This window comes from Streptomyces sp. NPDC030840, assembly GCF_055572015.1.
Map to the genome: position 1 here is coordinate 511,300 of NZ_JBVIEE010000003.1, position 14,167 is coordinate 525,466.

The following is a 14,167-nucleotide window of genomic DNA, read 5'->3' on the forward strand; positions in this document are numbered from 1 at the left end:
ATCCGGTGTCACCTCGGCGCACCGGCCCGCCGCTCACCCGGACCGACGTACTCGCCCTTCGTGGCGGCGCCCCAGATCCCCGCCGCCACGTTCTGTGCGAACTCGGTCGGTGGCGGTTCGTTCGGCAGCTGCGCGGGAACCGCCGTGCCCTTCTTGCCGCCTGCCCGGTCGGCGAACAGCGCGACCGTCAGGGCGAGGCGGTCGTCGTACCCGGTGGTCCACACGGTCCGCCGGGTGGTCCCGCCCCCCGCCCCATGGGTGGCGAACGCCTTCATCGCCGCCTGCGCTTCCGAGGTCGCCGAGACGACGGTGTCGTCGGCGACGGGCACCGGCCCGGCCCCCGCTTCCACGCCCGCCACCACCGCCTCCTTCTCGCCCAGCACGCGCCGCACGTCGGGACGCGCCCGGTAGACGGTGCTGCCCTCGCGGGTGATGCGCGCGACGGTGTACGGGGTGGCGTACCTGCCGCCCGCCGCCACCGCGGCGTACGCGGACGCCAGGTTCAGCGGGGTCGGCGCCGCCGTCCGCAGCAGCCCGCTCAGCGGCTTGCCGACCTTCACCCTGCCGAACGGCTCCAGGGCCGTACCCGCCTCCACGGCCCCGCTCACCGCGTCGTTGAACGGCTGCCGCGCGTAGTCCGAGCCCCCGTACAGCACCCGCACCGCGCCGTCGCCGGGCACCATGCCCACGACGGCGGTGTGCACGCGGACGCCCTTGCTCCCGCCGGGGTGTTCCTGGATCCGCTGCGTGGCGCTGTCCTGGAGCGCCAGGTCGAAGGTGGTCGTCACGCTGTAGCCGCCGCTCGCGAGCTGGTCCTCGGTGATGCCGAGCCGGTCGGCGGCCTCCTTCGCGGCGATGTCGATCAGATACTGCCGTTGCCCCTCGGTCTCGCCCGGCGGATAGAACCGGAAGGCCGGGAAACGCGCCTCGGTCCGCTGCTTCGCCGTGATGCTCCCGCCCGCCGCCATGGCGTCGAGCACCCACTCCCAGCGGCGGAGAAGCTTCGCGGTCACCTTGGGGTCGGAGCCCGCCTTCTCGTAGTAGGAGGGGATGTTGACGATGGACGCCAGCGCGGCGCCCTGCGCGACCGTCAGGCTCCTGGCGTCCACGCCGAAGTAGTTGCGCGCGGCGGACTGGATCCCGGCGGAGCCCCGCCCGAAGTACACGGTGTTGAGATAGCCCTCGAGGATGTCGTCCTTGGTACGGGTACGGTCCAGTTTGATCGCGATGAGCGCCTCGCGCGCCTTGCGGGTGAGCGACCGCTCCGGGCTCAGCAGCGCGTTCTTCACGTACTGCTGGGTGATGGTGGAGCCGCCCTGCGGCTCGCCGCCCGTCAGCGTCGCCAGCATGGCCCGCGCGATGGCCCGCGGCGAGATCCCGCTGTCCGTACGGAAGGAGCGGTTCTCCGCGGCGATCACCGCGTCCTGCACATGCCGGGGGACCGCGGACAACGGGACGTCCTGCCGGTCGACCGGGCCGCGGCGGCCCAGGTAGGCGCCGCCCGAGTCGAGGAACACGGTGCTCTGGGTGACGGTTTCGGGGTGCGGCTTCGGAATGGCCGTCAGGTGGTACGCCACGATGGCCGCCGTACACAGGACCGCGATCAGCGTGAGGAAGGCGTAGAGCAGCCGGCGAAGCCGCCGGCCCCGGGTGCGCCGGAACCGGGTCCGCAGCGGCGGGCGCTCGCGGCGCCGGGCCACCGACAGCCTCCCCGGCCTCCCCGGCCTCCCCGGCCTCCCGGGCCTCCTCGTCCTCAGCCGCTGTGCCGTGCGCGCCCCTGCCGTCCCACTGCCATCCCCGTTCCCGTTCCCGCTATCGTTCCCGTTCCCGTTCCCGTTCCCGTTCCCGTTCCCGCTCCCGGTCTCGTTCATATCCGCCACCACTCGCGCTCCGAGCGTGCGGCGACCTTGCCCGAGGCGTCGTACACCGTGACGATCCGCTCGTCCCCGCCCGCGGAGAGGAGCATCTTCATGTCCTTGTCGGGCAGCGGCGCGCTCGCGTACCAGACGCCCCAGCCCGGACTGCCCGCGAGGACGAGGACCTTCGCGGTGACCTTGCCGGCGCCGGTGTTCACCTCGACGCGGCCCGGCTCGCCGCTCAGACCGCGGAAGAGGCCCGACAGGAAGAATCCGCCGTTCACGCTGTCCGCCCTCAAGGAGACGCCCGGTTCGTCGAGCGGGGGTTCGTCGTCGCCCCCGCGGTCCGGGAGGGCCGTGGGCACGGACCAGTGCCCGCCGTCGGCCGTCAGCCACACCCGTACGCCAGGCCCGGCGGTCACCCGCTCGCCGGGCGCCACGACCCGGACCGGGCTCGCCGCCGGACGGCCGCCGCCCCCGGCCCGCGCTCCGGACGTCCCGTCCGCGTCACCGCCGCCCCCGACTCGGTCGGCGCCGAGGAGCGCGACGGGTGTGAGCAGTGCCGCGCAGGCGGCCAGGGCCACGGCGAGGCGGCGCCGGCGCCGGACCCGGCCCTGAGCCTGGATGCCGGCCAGCGGCACCTCGGACGGGACGACGTCCCGGGCGGCGCGGGCGTACACCTCGCGCAGCCGTCCGGGGTCGGCGCCGGCCGCCTCCAGCCCGTGTCTGGCATGGGCCCGCACCGCGCCCGCCGAGCAGCCCAGCAACTGGGCGATCTCCGCGTCCGCCAGCCCCTCCCAGACCCGCAGCACCAGAACGGCCTGCCGTCGTGCGGCCCGCCGTCCCCGCAGCCTGCGCACATGGCATTGCACCAGGGCGCGCCGCACATGGAAATCCGCGTCGTCGCGCGGAACGCGCCGCCACCGCGCGCACATCCGCACCAGAGTTCTCCGTACCAGTTCCTCCGCCGCACCGGCGTCGTCGGTGAGCAGCCCCGCGGTCACCACCAGCCGGGACCAGTGCGTCCGGGCGTACGTGGCGAAGTCGTGGCCGGTGGGGAACAGGTCGTGGGTCGGTGGCACGTGGCGGTCCTTCGGCTCGGGAACTCGGTCGTGGCCGGACGCGTCGGCGTCCGGCCTGGTCGGGCAACTGCCGGATGATGCGGGCAGGTTGAGCAGCCGGCGAGCCGACACCGTTAAGGAAGAGGGAGCCTGGAACCCGTGTGTTCCGTCTTCCCGGTGGGGTCGCGCTCGCGACTGCGACCTACGGGACCTACGGGATCTGTACGCACGGCGGAGGTGGCCGGGTTGCAAGGAATGTGCACGGATTCCGGTGGAGGCATGACCGAGGACGAGTTCGACGCTTTCTACGCGACCGCGTTCCCCCGGCTGACCGGCCAGCTCTACGCCTTCACCGGGGACCACGGCGAGGCCCAGGACGTCGTCCAGGAGGCCTTCGTACGGGCCTGGGACCGAAGACAGCGGTTCCTGGCGGACAGCGCTCCCGAGGCGTGGATCCGCACGGTGGCCATGCGGCTGGCGGTGAGCCGCTGGCGGCGGGCGAGGCGCTGGCTGGAACTGGTGCGGCGCACCCCGCCGCCCGACTCCACCCCGGGGCCGAGCCCTGAGTACACCGCGCTCGTGGCCGCCCTGCGCGAACTGCCCGAGGCCCAGCGGATGGCGATCGTCCTGCACCATTTGTGCGACTTGAGTGTGGAGCAGGTAGCCTCCGAGACCGGTGCTCCCGTGGGCACGGTCAAGGCGAGGCTGTCCCGGGGGCGGGCGGAGCTGGCGAAGCGTCTCGCGGTGGACGAGGCCGACGCGCCGATCCGGAAGGAGAGCGGCCGTGTCCGATGAAGCCGTGTCCGATGAAATCGTCGTCGCGCTGCGTGAGTTGGTCACCACTCACGCGACGCAGCCGGTCGTCGGCGGCGCCGAGATACGTGAGCGGGCGATGCGCCGCAGGCGCCGCCGCCGTGCCGCCGTCACCCTCGGCGCGGGGACCACGGTCCTCGCCGTGCTGGGCTTCGCCCTGACCCTGCGGCTCGGCGCGGACCAGGACGACCCGGCCGGGCGCCACAACCCGGCCGCGACACCTTCCGCCTCCGCCGTGCCGTCCGCGGCCACTCCGGCGCCCGTCTCCGGCACACTCGACGCCTCCCACCAAACCCTCACCTTCGACGGCCGGGTGATGCCGATCCTCACGGACTTCGACGCCCTCGTCGCGTCCACGAGCCCCTTGACGGTTGCCGAGAAGCAGGACGCGCGAGAACTGGCCGTCGACGTGGTCCCCGAGGGCCGCACCGTGGTGAGCGTCCCGTACGCGGTGGAGCTGCGCGACGGGGAGGGCCAGCCGCTCCACGTCGGCACGTTCACCGCGAAGCTCAAGGCCCTGGGCGCCTACGACGTCAAAGGCCGCGTGATCGGCCTCGCCGCCGAGGACGCCAAGTGGTTCTACGCCCGGGTCCGCCTCGGCGACACCCTCTCGGTGAGGATCGAGACGCAACCGGCCACCGAGCCCTCGGACGCCGCCGCGACACCCACCTTTGTGGCACCCACCCCCACAGCGGAGGACCCTCAGGCGTCCCCGGCCGCCGGGACGGCCGAGGCCACCCGGTAGCCGCCGTGCGCTGTCCCGTACGCGCGGTCACCGTGTGAGGACCGGCCGGAAGGCGTCGCGTACGTCCGACTTGGCGGTGGAGACGAACTGGTCGCCCGGACCGTAGTCATACGTGCCGTAGTACGAGTAGCGCAGGACGCTCGGGCAGCTTCCGCCACTGATCTGCACCGCGCGCGGGTCGAGGCGCTTCCCGGTGCGCAGTTCGTAGACCTTCAGGGGGATCTTGACCTTGTAGAAGGTCACTTGGTGGGGGAAGGAGGCGGACTCGTCGTTCTCGTAGTAGCAGGTCTCCACGGAGGCCCCGTTCTCCGCGGTGTCCGCGCAGACCACGAGCGCGGCTTTGGCGGGGTCGTCGGTGCGCCAGGAGCCGGGGAGCTTGCCGGTGTACTCGGTGTCGCCGAGGAACAGGGCGCGGTGGGAGCCCTTGCGGTAGGCGGGGGCTCCGCTGTACTTCGCGGGCTTGGCGCAGTAGCCGGAATCCGCGTCGGACGTGCTCGCGACCAGGCGACGCACCTGGTCGAGTTCGATGGCGAGGGTGGCCTTCTTCACCCCGCCGCGTGCCTCGGCCGCGCGGGTGTCGTCGGGGTACTCGTCGAGGAGCTGCTGGTAGTGCGCCCGTGCCTGCTGCCAGGCGTCCTCGGTCATCAGGTGGTCGCCGCATCCCACCAGGGCGGCGGGCTCGGTGCGCGTGGCCGTGTCGGCGGACCGGTCCAGTACGTCGCGGGTGGGCTCGCGGTCGCGGAGCCAGCCGGTGAGGTCGGCGGTGGAGCAGGAGTCGCCGGTGGGCAGCCGGCCGAGGAAGGCGTCCAGGACCGTCCTGACGGTCTGCTCGTTGCCGGGCTCCCGCAGGACACCGGTGAGCATGCCGAAGCCCCGCTCCAGGTCCTCGGTGCTGCCCTTCTGTGCGGCGCGGGTCAGGGTGGACGCCGCCCGGCCCAGCCGGTGGCACGCCCGCACCACCGCGTCGCCGGGTTCCACCACCGGGGCGCCCGCCAGGCGGTGGCCCCACCACACCTCGCCCTGCGCGGCCACGGCCGCCGCGCAGTCGCCGCCCTCGCGGGCCTCGTTCACGCGGTCCTCGATGCCGTACGAGTCGACGCGCAGCAGCACGGCCGTCAGCACCACCGCGAGCGTGAGGGCGAGCGTGCCCGCCCGTTGCCCGCGCCGTACGACGTGCTCCGCGCGCCGGCGGGCCAGGAGCCAGCCGTGCGCGGTGGTGGTCACCCACCACAGAAGCAGGAGGATCTCGGCCCGGACATCGGCGGTCGAGGCGACGACGTTGAGGAGCCAGGCCGATCCGACCGCGGCGAACACGGCGAGCCGCCAGTGACCCAGCAGCAGATAGCCGATGCCGAGCAGTGAGGCGTTGCCGAGTGCCGCCGCCACCGGGTCGCCGGGGGCCGGGTTCCTCGGCGGCTCGGAGGGCTCGGGAGGCTCCGGCGGCGGGTACGGGCCGGGTGCGTACGCCGGGTGGGTCATGGAGCGCTCACCTCCGGGGCCGAGGCCGGGGCCGATGCCGGGCCGCTTACGGAGAAGTAGGCGCGGCCCGTCTCGCCGCTCACCGTCCACAGGGCCGCGATGTCCAAGCCCGCGAGCACGAACCCCGCGAGGCTGGGTGCCCCGGCGGCCATCGACGCGACGAAGGCGAAGACCACTCCCAGCGACAGGAGGGACAGGCACACGATGAGCGCCACCCGGATCCAGGTGCGGCGCCCGCGCGCCAGCACGGCGCAGGCGATCTGGAGCGCCGCCAGCCCCCAGCAGAACAGCGCCATGAGCCAGGCCAGGGCCGTGGGGAGGAGGAGGTCCTGCCCGTGCTCCTGCCTGCTCCGGTTCTCCTCGATGAACGTCCAGCCGCCGAGGACGTTGGCCAGCGCTTGAAAGGTGACCAGCGCGAGGACGAGTACGACGACGCGGGGCATGCGCACCGCCCCGGGCGAGCCGGAAGTGGCGGGTGAGCCGGGCGGGTTGGGGGAGTTCTGCATTGCGGTCACCTCACACGCCCGTCGTCTTGTCCGTCTTCTTCGTCGTGCTCGCCGTCGGCCAGGCCGTAGACCCGCGCCCAGTCCACTTCGTAGACGGCGCTCTGCAGGTCGTCGCCGTGGAAGTTGTCGAGCTGGATGGTCTGGTGCATGGACGGGGCGCACTGGATGCAGTCGCGGTCCTCGTTCGCGCCGCCGGAGAAGCGGAACCACTCCTCGCCGTCGATGAATCCGCGCAGGTGGTCCGGGGTCCACTCGAGAGCGACGTTGTGCCACCGCGACAGGTCCACGCCGCACTTGCGCGCGGACTCCTGCTGCACGGGCACGCCTTCCGGGTGCGGGTAGTGCAGGAACGCCTCGGCGCAGTCCTCGCCCGGGGCGCCGTTCTCCAGGTAGTCGTACTCGCCGTCCTCGGGGTGCCTGTTCGAGTCCGGCCACAGGAGCAGCAGCGGGTGGTACTGCCGCCCGTTGTCGGGGGCGGTGGCCCGGGAGCGCACGCGGGCCTCCCACCGGCCGTACCGCTGCCCGTACGGCGAGCGGAGCCAGCCGGTGTCGCCGTTCGCCTCGCCGGTCATGCGCAGCACGCCGCCGACGACCCGGGTGTTGGCGTCGCAGCGGCGGCCGTTGCCGCTGTGGCCGGGCCAGCACTCGCCGGTGCCGCCGCCCGCCGGGCGCCATTTGTCGCGGTCCGGTACGGCGGGCTCGGCCTCGGAGCCGTAGTCGAACTCGTCCGACCACGCGGGCAGCGGGTCGCCCCAGCCGTACCGTTCGGCGGCGGTCACCGGGTGGCCGGTGCGGGCGGCGGTCACGGGGTGGCCGGTGCCGGCGGCGTTCACCGTGGTCACCGCGAGCAGTGCCGCGACCGTCGCCGCGCCGAAGCCCACGGCGAGCCGGGTGGGATGTCGTCCGTACATGACTCTCCTTCAGCCTGTGGCGCGTGTGCGGGGAGATGCCCGGGGGAAGGGGCGGTCCGAGCCCTCCCCTCGCGGGGCTCGGACCGCCTCATGGCCCCCTCCGGCCATGTCCCTCGACCAGTCGACCGCCGCGCACCGTTGTTCAGCAGGCCCTCTCCCGGCACTGAACAACCTGGTGGGGCGGACGCAGGTCGGGAGGAAGGGTGAGGATCGAGTGAACTCCTCTGTCGTGCCTGTGGATTCGCCGGACGTTCGATTGCGGGTGGCCTCGCCGCTGCCTACCGTGGGCGCCCGAGTGGACGCGCTGGGTCATGGGCCCGTCGCCGGCCACCGTGAACGAGGGGAGGGCGGGCACGTGCCGGGACGAACCGGACCGGGGCGCGTCGAGGGCGAGCTGGATCCTCAGGCCGGGCCCGTACCGCGGTTCGCCGCCGAGTTGCGCGCGCTGCGCGAGTCCGCGGGGAAGCCCACCTACCGGGCGATGGCCGAGCGGACGCCGTACGGGGTGACCGCCCTGTCGCAGGCGGCGGCCGGGAAGCAGCTGCCGAGCCGCGCGGTGACGCTCGCCTACGTCAAGGCGTGCGGCGGCGACGCCGTCGAGTGGGAGCGCCGCTGGCGTGAGGCGTCGGCCGAGCTGGCCGCCGAGAAGGCCGGGGAGGAGAGCTCCAGGCCGCCGTACCGCGGTCTGACCCGGTTCGAACCGGGCGACGCCGATCTGTTCTTCGGCCGCGAACAGCTCGTGGAGCGGCTGACCGAGCTGAACCGCGAGCACCGCTTCACCGCCGTCTTCGGCCCCTCCGGCAGCGGCAAGTCCTCGCTGCTGCGGGCAGGCCTGATCCCCCGGCTGCGCACAGCGGGCGAAGGGGCGGACGACGTACCTCCCGCGGCGGTACGGATCCTCACGCCCGGCGCGGACCCGCTGCGCACGCACGCCGGCCGGCTCGTGCCCGTACCGGACACCGACGCCGACACCTGGCTGATCGTCGACCAGTTCGAGGAGCTGTACACCCTCGGCGCCGACCCGGCGGACCGGGACGCCTTCATCGACCGCCTCGTCGCCGCCACCGACGCCGGCAGCCGGCTGCGCGTCGTCATCGCCGTGCGGGCCGACTTCCTCGGCCGTTGCGCCGAACACCCCGGCCTGACCGCCGCGTTGCAGGACGCCACGCTGCTCGCCGGGCCGATGAGCCGCACGGAGCTGAGGGAGGCCATCGTCCGTCCGGCCGCCGCGGACGGCCTGATCGTCGAACGCTCCCTGACCGACCGCCTCCTGGACGAGGTCGAGGGCGCCCCCGGCGGACTGCCGCTCATGTCGCACGCCCTGCTGGAGACCTGGCGCCACCGCAGTGGCCGCGTCCTGACCGAGGAGGCCTACGACGCGGCCGGCGGTCTGCGCGGAGCCGTCGTCCGCACGGCCGAGCAGGTGTACGGCGAACTCACCGAGCCGCAGGCCGAGCTGGCCCGCCGTATCCTGCTCCGGCTCGTCGCCCCGGGCGACGGCACCTCCGACACCCGCCGCCCCACCGACCACGCGGAGCTCGACTTCGGCGATCCCGCCGACACCCGCGTGGTACTGGACCGTCTGGTACGGGCCCGCCTCATCACCTTCGACGACGGCACGGTCGACCTGGCCCACGAAGCCCTCATCACCGCGTGGCCGCGCCTGCGCGCATGGCTGGACGCCGAACGCGACCGGCTGCGCGTCCACCGCTCCCTCTCAGAGGCGGCCCGCACCTGGGAGGCGCTCGGCCGGGAGAGCGCCGCGCTCTACGCCGGCTCCCGGCTGTCCGCGGCCCGCGACGCCTTCCCCCACGCCGCCCCGCCTCACGGCACGGCGCTTCAGGACGGCCGCGGCGACGAACTCACCCCGCTGGAACGGCGGTTCCTCACCGCCTCGCTGAGGCGCCGGCGCCGCGCCGTACGACTGCGCCGTACGGTCGTGGCGGTCCTCGCCGTGTTCGCGCTGATCGCCACCGGCACCGCCGTCGTCGCACTCCAGGCGCGCGCCACCGCGCAGAGCGAACGGGACACCGCCGTCTTCGGCCGCCTCACCGCCGAGGCCGACCGCGTCCGGGAGACCGACGCCGGGCTGGCCGCCCGGCTCGACGTCGCCGCGTACCGCATGCGCTCCACCTGGGACCTGCGGACCCGGCTGGCCTCGGACACCGGCCGGGTGCTGGCCACCCGGCGGCCCGCCCACGACGGTGTCGGCAGCTCCGTGGCGTACGCGCCCGACGGCCGCACCCTCGCGAGCGGCGGCCACGACGGCACGGTCCGGCTGTGGGACACCGCCGGGCCGGCGGACGGGAGGCCGCTGGGCGAACCGCTGCGCCTGCGTGGGGGACGGGTCGGCGCGGTCGCCTTCGCGCCGGGCCACCGTGACCTGCTGGCGGCCGCCGGGGACGGCGGCACGCTCCAGCTGTGGGACGTACGCGACCGGGAGCGGCCCAGCGCCGTCGGCCGGCCGCTGGTGAGCCACGACGCGGAGAACGTCGTGTCCGTCGCGTTCGCTCCCGACGGGCGGACCCTCGCCACCGCCGGCGACGACGGGACAGTGCGGCTGTGGGACCTGAGCGACCCGGCCCGCCCCGAGCCGCTGGGCAGGCCCGCCGAGGCCGACGAGTCGAAGGAGGGCAGTGTCCGCGCCGTCGCCTTCGCCCCGGACGGGGACACGCTGGCCACGGCCGGCTACGACGGCACCGTACGGATGTGGCGGTTCGGCGAGGACGACGGCATCGCACCCCTCGGCAAGCCCCTGCGCGCCCACACCGAGCCGGTCTGGACCCTGGCGTTCTCTCCCGACGGCCGCACCCTGGCCACCGCGGGCTTCGACGAGACCGTACGGCTGTGGGACGCGTCCGACCCGGGGCGCCTGAAACCGCTGGGCGAACCGCTCACCGCGCACACCGCGCCAGTCATGTCGGTGGCGTTCAGCCCCGACGGCGAGACCCTGGCGAGCGCGGGCGAGGACGACACGCCCATCCTGTGGAACGTGGCCAACCCCGCGTACCCGCAGCAGCTCGGGGAGCCGCTGACCGGCCACTCGGAGGCCGTGTGGGAGGTGGCCTTCAGCCGCGACGGCCGCACCCTCGCCAGCACCGGAGCCGACGGCGCCGTCCTCCTGTGGCACCGGCCGCCGACCGTCCTCACCGACTTCACCAACCCGCTGACCGCCGTCGCCCCCAGCCCCGACGGCCGCCTGCTCGCCGTCGCCAGCACCGACGACGGGCTGGTCCGCCTGTGGGACGTACGCCGGCCGGACCGCCCGCGCAGGCTGCCGAGGGTCCTCGCCCACGAGGACCAGGTGGCGGCCGTCGCGTTCTCCCCGGACGGCCGTACGGTGGCGAGCGGTTCGAAGGACGGCACGGTGCGGCTGTGGGACGTCTCCGCGCCCGAACGTCCCGCCCCGCTCGGCGAACCGCTGCCCGCGCACGAGGGCGGCACCCTCACCGTCGCGTTCTCCCGGGACGGCCGCACGCTCGCCACCGGTGGCGAGGACGACACGGTGCGGCTGTGGGACGTACGGCGGCCGGAGCGCGCCCGGCCGCTGGGCGAACCGCTGCACGGCCACACGGACGCCGTCACCTCCGTGGCCTTCGCCCGGGACGGCCGCGTCCTGGCCAGCGGCAGCGGGGACGGGACGGCGCGGCTGTGGCACGTGGACGGCGGGACGCGGGCACGCCCCGCGGGCGCTCCCCTCACCGGCCACGAGGAGCAGGTCAACGCGGTGGCCTTCGCCCCGGACGGCAGGACACTCGCGACGGGCAGCGACGACCGCACCGTCCGGCTGTGGGACGTGGAACAGCCGGACCGCGTACGCCCGTCGGGGGAGCCGCTGGCCGAGCACCGCGGGGCGGTCAGGTCCGTGGCCTTCGCCCCGGACGGCAGGACACTGGCGACGGCCGGCGGCGACCACACGGTCCGCCTGTGGAACGTGGCCGACCCGGCCCGCGCCGAGCCCGCCGGCCAGGAACTCACCGGCCACCTCGACACCGTCACCTCCGTCGCGTTCAGCCCGAGGGGCGACACCCTCACCTCCGCCGGTTACGACCTGACGGCCCGGGTGTGGACCCTGGACGCGGACCGCGCGGCCGACCACGTCTGCGACCGCACCGGCGGTGTCCTCACCCGCGCCGAGTGGGAGGAGCACCTGCCGCAACTGCCGTACCGGGCGGTGTGCGGCGGGAGCTGATCCCTACGGTCGCTGAGGCCCCCGCGGGCCCTCAGGGGGTGGTGATCTCCAGGACGGCGCCGTCCGCGTTCTGCGCGACGACGGTCGCCTTCAGGGCGTCGCCGAACCTGGCGACACCCCCCTGGCCACCGAGGGTCATGACGGTGCTCGGCGTCATGAAGGTGACGGACTCGTCCGTCACGGTGACGTCCACGGTCAGCCCGTTCGCCGTGATGCTCGCCGACCGGGTCACCAGGATCTCGCACTCGCCGTCCGAGCACGCGCCGGTGTTCGTGCCGTCCTTCGCCCGGGGCAGCGGGCCGGAGGGGTCGGGCTCGGGCGAGGCCGTCTCCTCGGCGTCGTCGCCGGGCTTCCAGCCCGGGGCACACTGGTCCGCGCGCTCGTACGCGGCCGCGAGCCGCGGATCCTTCTTCGTGAGGGCGGGCAGGTCCGGCTCGGGCGGTGTGAGGGACTGGACGAGCTTGTCGACGCCCGCGGTAGTGCCCTCGGCGTTGTCGAAGGCCGTGCCCGGGGACACCCCGTCGAGTTCGGCCACGACGCCTCTCACCTTCTTCAGCAAGGCGTCGCGCAGCCGGTCGGCCGCGGGCACGCCCGACGGGCCGAGGTCCTCCAGGTCGCTTTCCACGGTCTCCACCGCCCAGGGGGTCCCGGAGAGATAGCTGACCGCGAGGGCGTCGGCGGAGAGAGAGTCCTCGCCCGATGCACGGATCTCCCTGAGGTCGGCAGCGCTGTCTCTCCGCAGGTTCCCGAGGGCGGTTGTCGACGCGCACATGCCGCCGACCCACGTCACCAGTTCCCTGGACGGCGGCCGTGCCGGCGTCGGCTCGGCCGCCCCCTTGCCCGACGCGTCGGCCTTCTCCTGCGTCCCGCCCCCGCAGCCGCCGACGGCCAGTACCAGCCCGGCGACCGCCACGGCAACGCTCACTCCTCTGGACATGGAACGACCTCTCCGCGTGCTGTGACCCATGTTCGCGGGCCGGAATCCGGCACCGCGGGTCCAGTTCAGCGCGGCACGGATTGTTCAGTCACCGGGGCTCCGGAGGTGAACAATCCCGGTGCCGAGGTGGACAAGGGGGACGCGGGACGCCCCGAGAGACGTACGTCACATCCGCTCCTGTCACATCGGTGCGGGGAGCTCCGTCAATGAGGTGCAACCATCCACAACGACACTGGAGTTCTCCATGGACGCTCGTCTGAACCTCTTCGGGGCCCCGCTCGCTGCCAAGCTGCTGAAGCACTTCAACTCGGCGGGCAGGGTGATCGCGGACTCGGCGCTGCCGGCCGCGACGCAGGAGCTGGTGAAGATCCGTGCCAGCCAGATCAACGGCTGTGGTTTCTGCACCGACATGCACACCAAGGACGCCGAGGCCGCCGGGGAGACCGCGCAGCGCCTCCACCTGGTCGCGGCCTGGCGGGAGGCGAAGGTGTTCACCGACGCCGAGCGCGCCGCCCTGGAGCTGACGGAGCAGGGCACCCGTATCGCGGACGCGGCCGGCGGCGTCCCGGACGAGGTCTGGGCGAACGCGGCCAAGCACTACGACGAGGACCAGCTCACCGCCCTGGTGGGCCTCATCGCCCTCATCAACGCCTACAACCGCGTCAACGTCATCGTCCAGCAGCCCGCCGGCGACTACCGGCCCGGCCAGTTCGCGTAGCCCCTCAACCGGGGCGGCACCCTCTTCCGCACGCTCCCGATCCGGCACGCATGGCGGCGGCCTCCGTCCCGTTGGAAGCTGGACATGACGGTGAGCAACGGGGGCACCGTGCACGAGCGGTGCGCCGTGTCCGATCGCGGTCGTTCCGCAGGTGTGAACGGTGACGGGCGGGTGGGCCGAGTGGTGGTCAGCAGGGACCTTCGGCCCCGTGACCGGGGTCCCGGCCCCCGTGGAAGGTGGTGAGGAAGAACAGACGTGACGGGAGCGCACCAGCGACAGCTGGAGGCCAGATCATGAGCGCACAGCATCCGCCGCACGGTTCCGGTCCTCACCGGCCGCACCGGGAACACCACCCGCCCAGGGGCGCGAACCCGCTGAGGCGTACGTCCGACCGTGTCGAGGTCTGGTGCTCCAGGCTGCTGCTCGTGCTGCTCGTCCTCGGCCTGCCGTCGGCTTCGGTGTGGGCGGGGCTGTCCGCCTACGAGTCCACGATGCGCACCGTCCAGTCCCAGTCCGCGGAACGGCACCGGATCACCGCACGCGTGACCTCCGCCCCGGACGCGGCATCGGACAGCGCGGCGGGCGGGAAGCAGACGGCGCGGGTCAGCTGGACGGGCCAGGACGGGCGGAAGAAGACCGGAACCGCCCGCGTGTCGCTCGACAAGACGGCGGGCTCGACCGTGCGTATCTGGGTGGACAAGGAGGGAACCGTCCGGGACCCGCCGCTGTCCGCCGGCCACGCGGCGGCCACCAGCTGGCTGACGGGCGGTCTCACCGCTCTCGGCGTGTCCGTCGTCGTGGTCGCCGGGCGAAAAGGTGTGCGTCTGGCGCTGAACCGCAGGAGGTACGCGCAGTGGGACGCCGAGTGGGAGCTGGTGGAGCCCTCGTGGTCCGCGCGGTTCCACGGGTGACAGTCGGCGACGCCCAGCAAGCTCAGAAAACGGTGGCG

The 14,167-nt window shown here is 73.8% G+C and carries 11 protein-coding genes; 5 read left to right on the forward strand and 6 right to left on the reverse strand.

Features of this window, described 5'->3' with window-relative positions; all coding sequences use genetic code 11:
• Nucleotides 1-8: 8 nt before the first annotated feature.
• Both ACZ49J_RS09640 and ACZ49J_RS09645 read right to left on the reverse strand, forming a co-directional pair.
• Nucleotides 9-1,871 carry a transglycosylase domain-containing protein gene (locus ACZ49J_RS09640; RefSeq protein ID WP_467447017.1) on the reverse strand — a complete coding sequence of 621 codons (1,863 nt, stop codon included), beginning with the start codon at nt 1,869-1,871 and terminating at the stop codon, nt 9-11.
• Complete coding sequence (locus tag ACZ49J_RS09645) at nt 1,868-2,938, reverse strand: sigma factor-like helix-turn-helix DNA-binding protein (protein WP_467447018.1); 1,071 nt, start codon at nt 2,936-2,938, stop codon at nt 1,868-1,870. Before ACZ49J_RS09645 ends, ACZ49J_RS09640 begins: the two co-directional genes overlap by 4 nt.
• A gap of 258 nt (nt 2,939-3,196) precedes the next feature.
• On the opposite strand from ACZ49J_RS09645, the gene ACZ49J_RS09650 reads away from it, so the two are divergent.
• Together ACZ49J_RS09650 and ACZ49J_RS09655 are read left to right on the forward strand one after the other, a co-directional pair.
• On the forward strand, nt 3,197-3,712 hold the full coding sequence (locus tag ACZ49J_RS09650) for a SigE family RNA polymerase sigma factor (RefSeq protein ID WP_467447020.1): 516 nt from the start codon (nt 3,197-3,199) through the stop codon (nt 3,710-3,712).
• The gene (locus ACZ49J_RS09655) at nt 3,702-4,475 is read left to right on the forward strand and encodes a hypothetical protein (RefSeq protein WP_467447021.1); all 774 of its coding nucleotides are present in this window, start codon (nt 3,702-3,704) and stop codon (nt 4,473-4,475) included. Before ACZ49J_RS09650 ends, ACZ49J_RS09655 begins: the two co-directional genes overlap by 11 nt.
• 27 nt (nt 4,476-4,502) lie before the next feature.
• Here the strand turns inward: ACZ49J_RS09655 and ACZ49J_RS09660 are convergent, their stop codons facing one another.
• The 3 genes from ACZ49J_RS09660 to ACZ49J_RS09670 are packed head-to-tail and all read right to left on the reverse strand — an operon-like array spanning nt 4,503 to nt 7,371.
• Nucleotides 4,503-5,954, reverse strand: coding sequence for a tetratricopeptide repeat protein (locus ACZ49J_RS09660; protein WP_467447023.1), 1,452 nt, complete (start codon nt 5,952-5,954; stop codon nt 4,503-4,505).
• Complete coding sequence (locus ACZ49J_RS09665; protein WP_467447024.1) at nt 5,951-6,460, reverse strand: hypothetical protein; 510 nt, start codon at nt 6,458-6,460, stop codon at nt 5,951-5,953. Before ACZ49J_RS09665 ends, ACZ49J_RS09660 begins: the two co-directional genes overlap by 4 nt.
• A gap of 5 nt (nt 6,461-6,465) precedes the next feature.
• Nucleotides 6,466-7,371, reverse strand: coding sequence for a glycoside hydrolase family 16 protein (locus tag ACZ49J_RS09670; RefSeq protein ID WP_467447025.1), 906 nt, complete (start codon nt 7,369-7,371; stop codon nt 6,466-6,468).
• Between the two features lie 355 nt (nt 7,372-7,726).
• On the opposite strand from ACZ49J_RS09670, the gene ACZ49J_RS09675 reads away from it, so the two are divergent.
• Nucleotides 7,727-11,563, forward strand: coding sequence for an nSTAND1 domain-containing NTPase (locus tag ACZ49J_RS09675; protein WP_467447026.1), 3,837 nt, complete (start codon nt 7,727-7,729; stop codon nt 11,561-11,563).
• Between the two features lie 31 nt (nt 11,564-11,594).
• Here the strand turns inward: ACZ49J_RS09675 and ACZ49J_RS09680 are convergent, their stop codons facing one another.
• On the reverse strand, nt 11,595-12,500 hold the full coding sequence (locus tag ACZ49J_RS09680) for a hypothetical protein (protein ID WP_467447027.1): 906 nt from the start codon (nt 12,498-12,500) through the stop codon (nt 11,595-11,597).
• A 244-nt stretch (nt 12,501-12,744) separates the two neighbouring features.
• Here ACZ49J_RS09680 and ACZ49J_RS09685 point away from each other — a divergent pair, with 244 nt between their 5' ends.
• Together ACZ49J_RS09685 and ACZ49J_RS09690 are read left to right on the forward strand one after the other, a co-directional pair.
• Nucleotides 12,745-13,218 (forward strand): carboxymuconolactone decarboxylase family protein, encoded by a 474-nt coding sequence (locus tag ACZ49J_RS09685; protein WP_467447029.1) that lies wholly within the window; start codon nt 12,745-12,747, stop codon nt 13,216-13,218.
• A 293-nt stretch (nt 13,219-13,511) separates the two neighbouring features.
• On the forward strand, nt 13,512-14,129 hold the full coding sequence (locus ACZ49J_RS09690; protein WP_467447030.1) for an Rv1733c family protein: 618 nt from the start codon (nt 13,512-13,514) through the stop codon (nt 14,127-14,129).
• Nucleotides 14,130-14,167: the final 38 nt, after the last annotated feature.

What these genes read in the sequence shown, in the direction of transcription:
- ACZ49J_RS09640 (WP_467447017.1), bottom strand. Translation starts at nt 1,871, where the DNA reads ATGAACGAGACCGGGAGCGGGAACGGGAACGGGAACGGGAACGGGAAC.
- ACZ49J_RS09650 (WP_467447020.1), top strand. Translation starts at nt 3,197, where the DNA reads ATGACCGAGGACGAGTTCGACGCTTTCTACGCGACCGCGTTCCCCCGG.
- ACZ49J_RS09660 (WP_467447023.1), bottom strand. Translation starts at nt 5,954, where the DNA reads ATGACCCACCCGGCGTACGCACCCGGCCCGTACCCGCCGCCGGAGCCT.
- ACZ49J_RS09665 (WP_467447024.1), bottom strand. Translation starts at nt 6,460, where the DNA reads ATGCAGAACTCCCCCAACCCGCCCGGCTCACCCGCCACTTCCGGCTCG.
- ACZ49J_RS09670 (WP_467447025.1), bottom strand. Translation starts at nt 7,371, where the DNA reads ATGTACGGACGACATCCCACCCGGCTCGCCGTGGGCTTCGGCGCGGCG.
- ACZ49J_RS09680 (WP_467447027.1), bottom strand. Translation starts at nt 12,500, where the DNA reads ATGTCCAGAGGAGTGAGCGTTGCCGTGGCGGTCGCCGGGCTGGTACTG.
- ACZ49J_RS09685 (WP_467447029.1), top strand. Translation starts at nt 12,745, where the DNA reads ATGGACGCTCGTCTGAACCTCTTCGGGGCCCCGCTCGCTGCCAAGCTG.
- ACZ49J_RS09690 (WP_467447030.1), top strand. Translation starts at nt 13,512, where the DNA reads ATGAGCGCACAGCATCCGCCGCACGGTTCCGGTCCTCACCGGCCGCAC.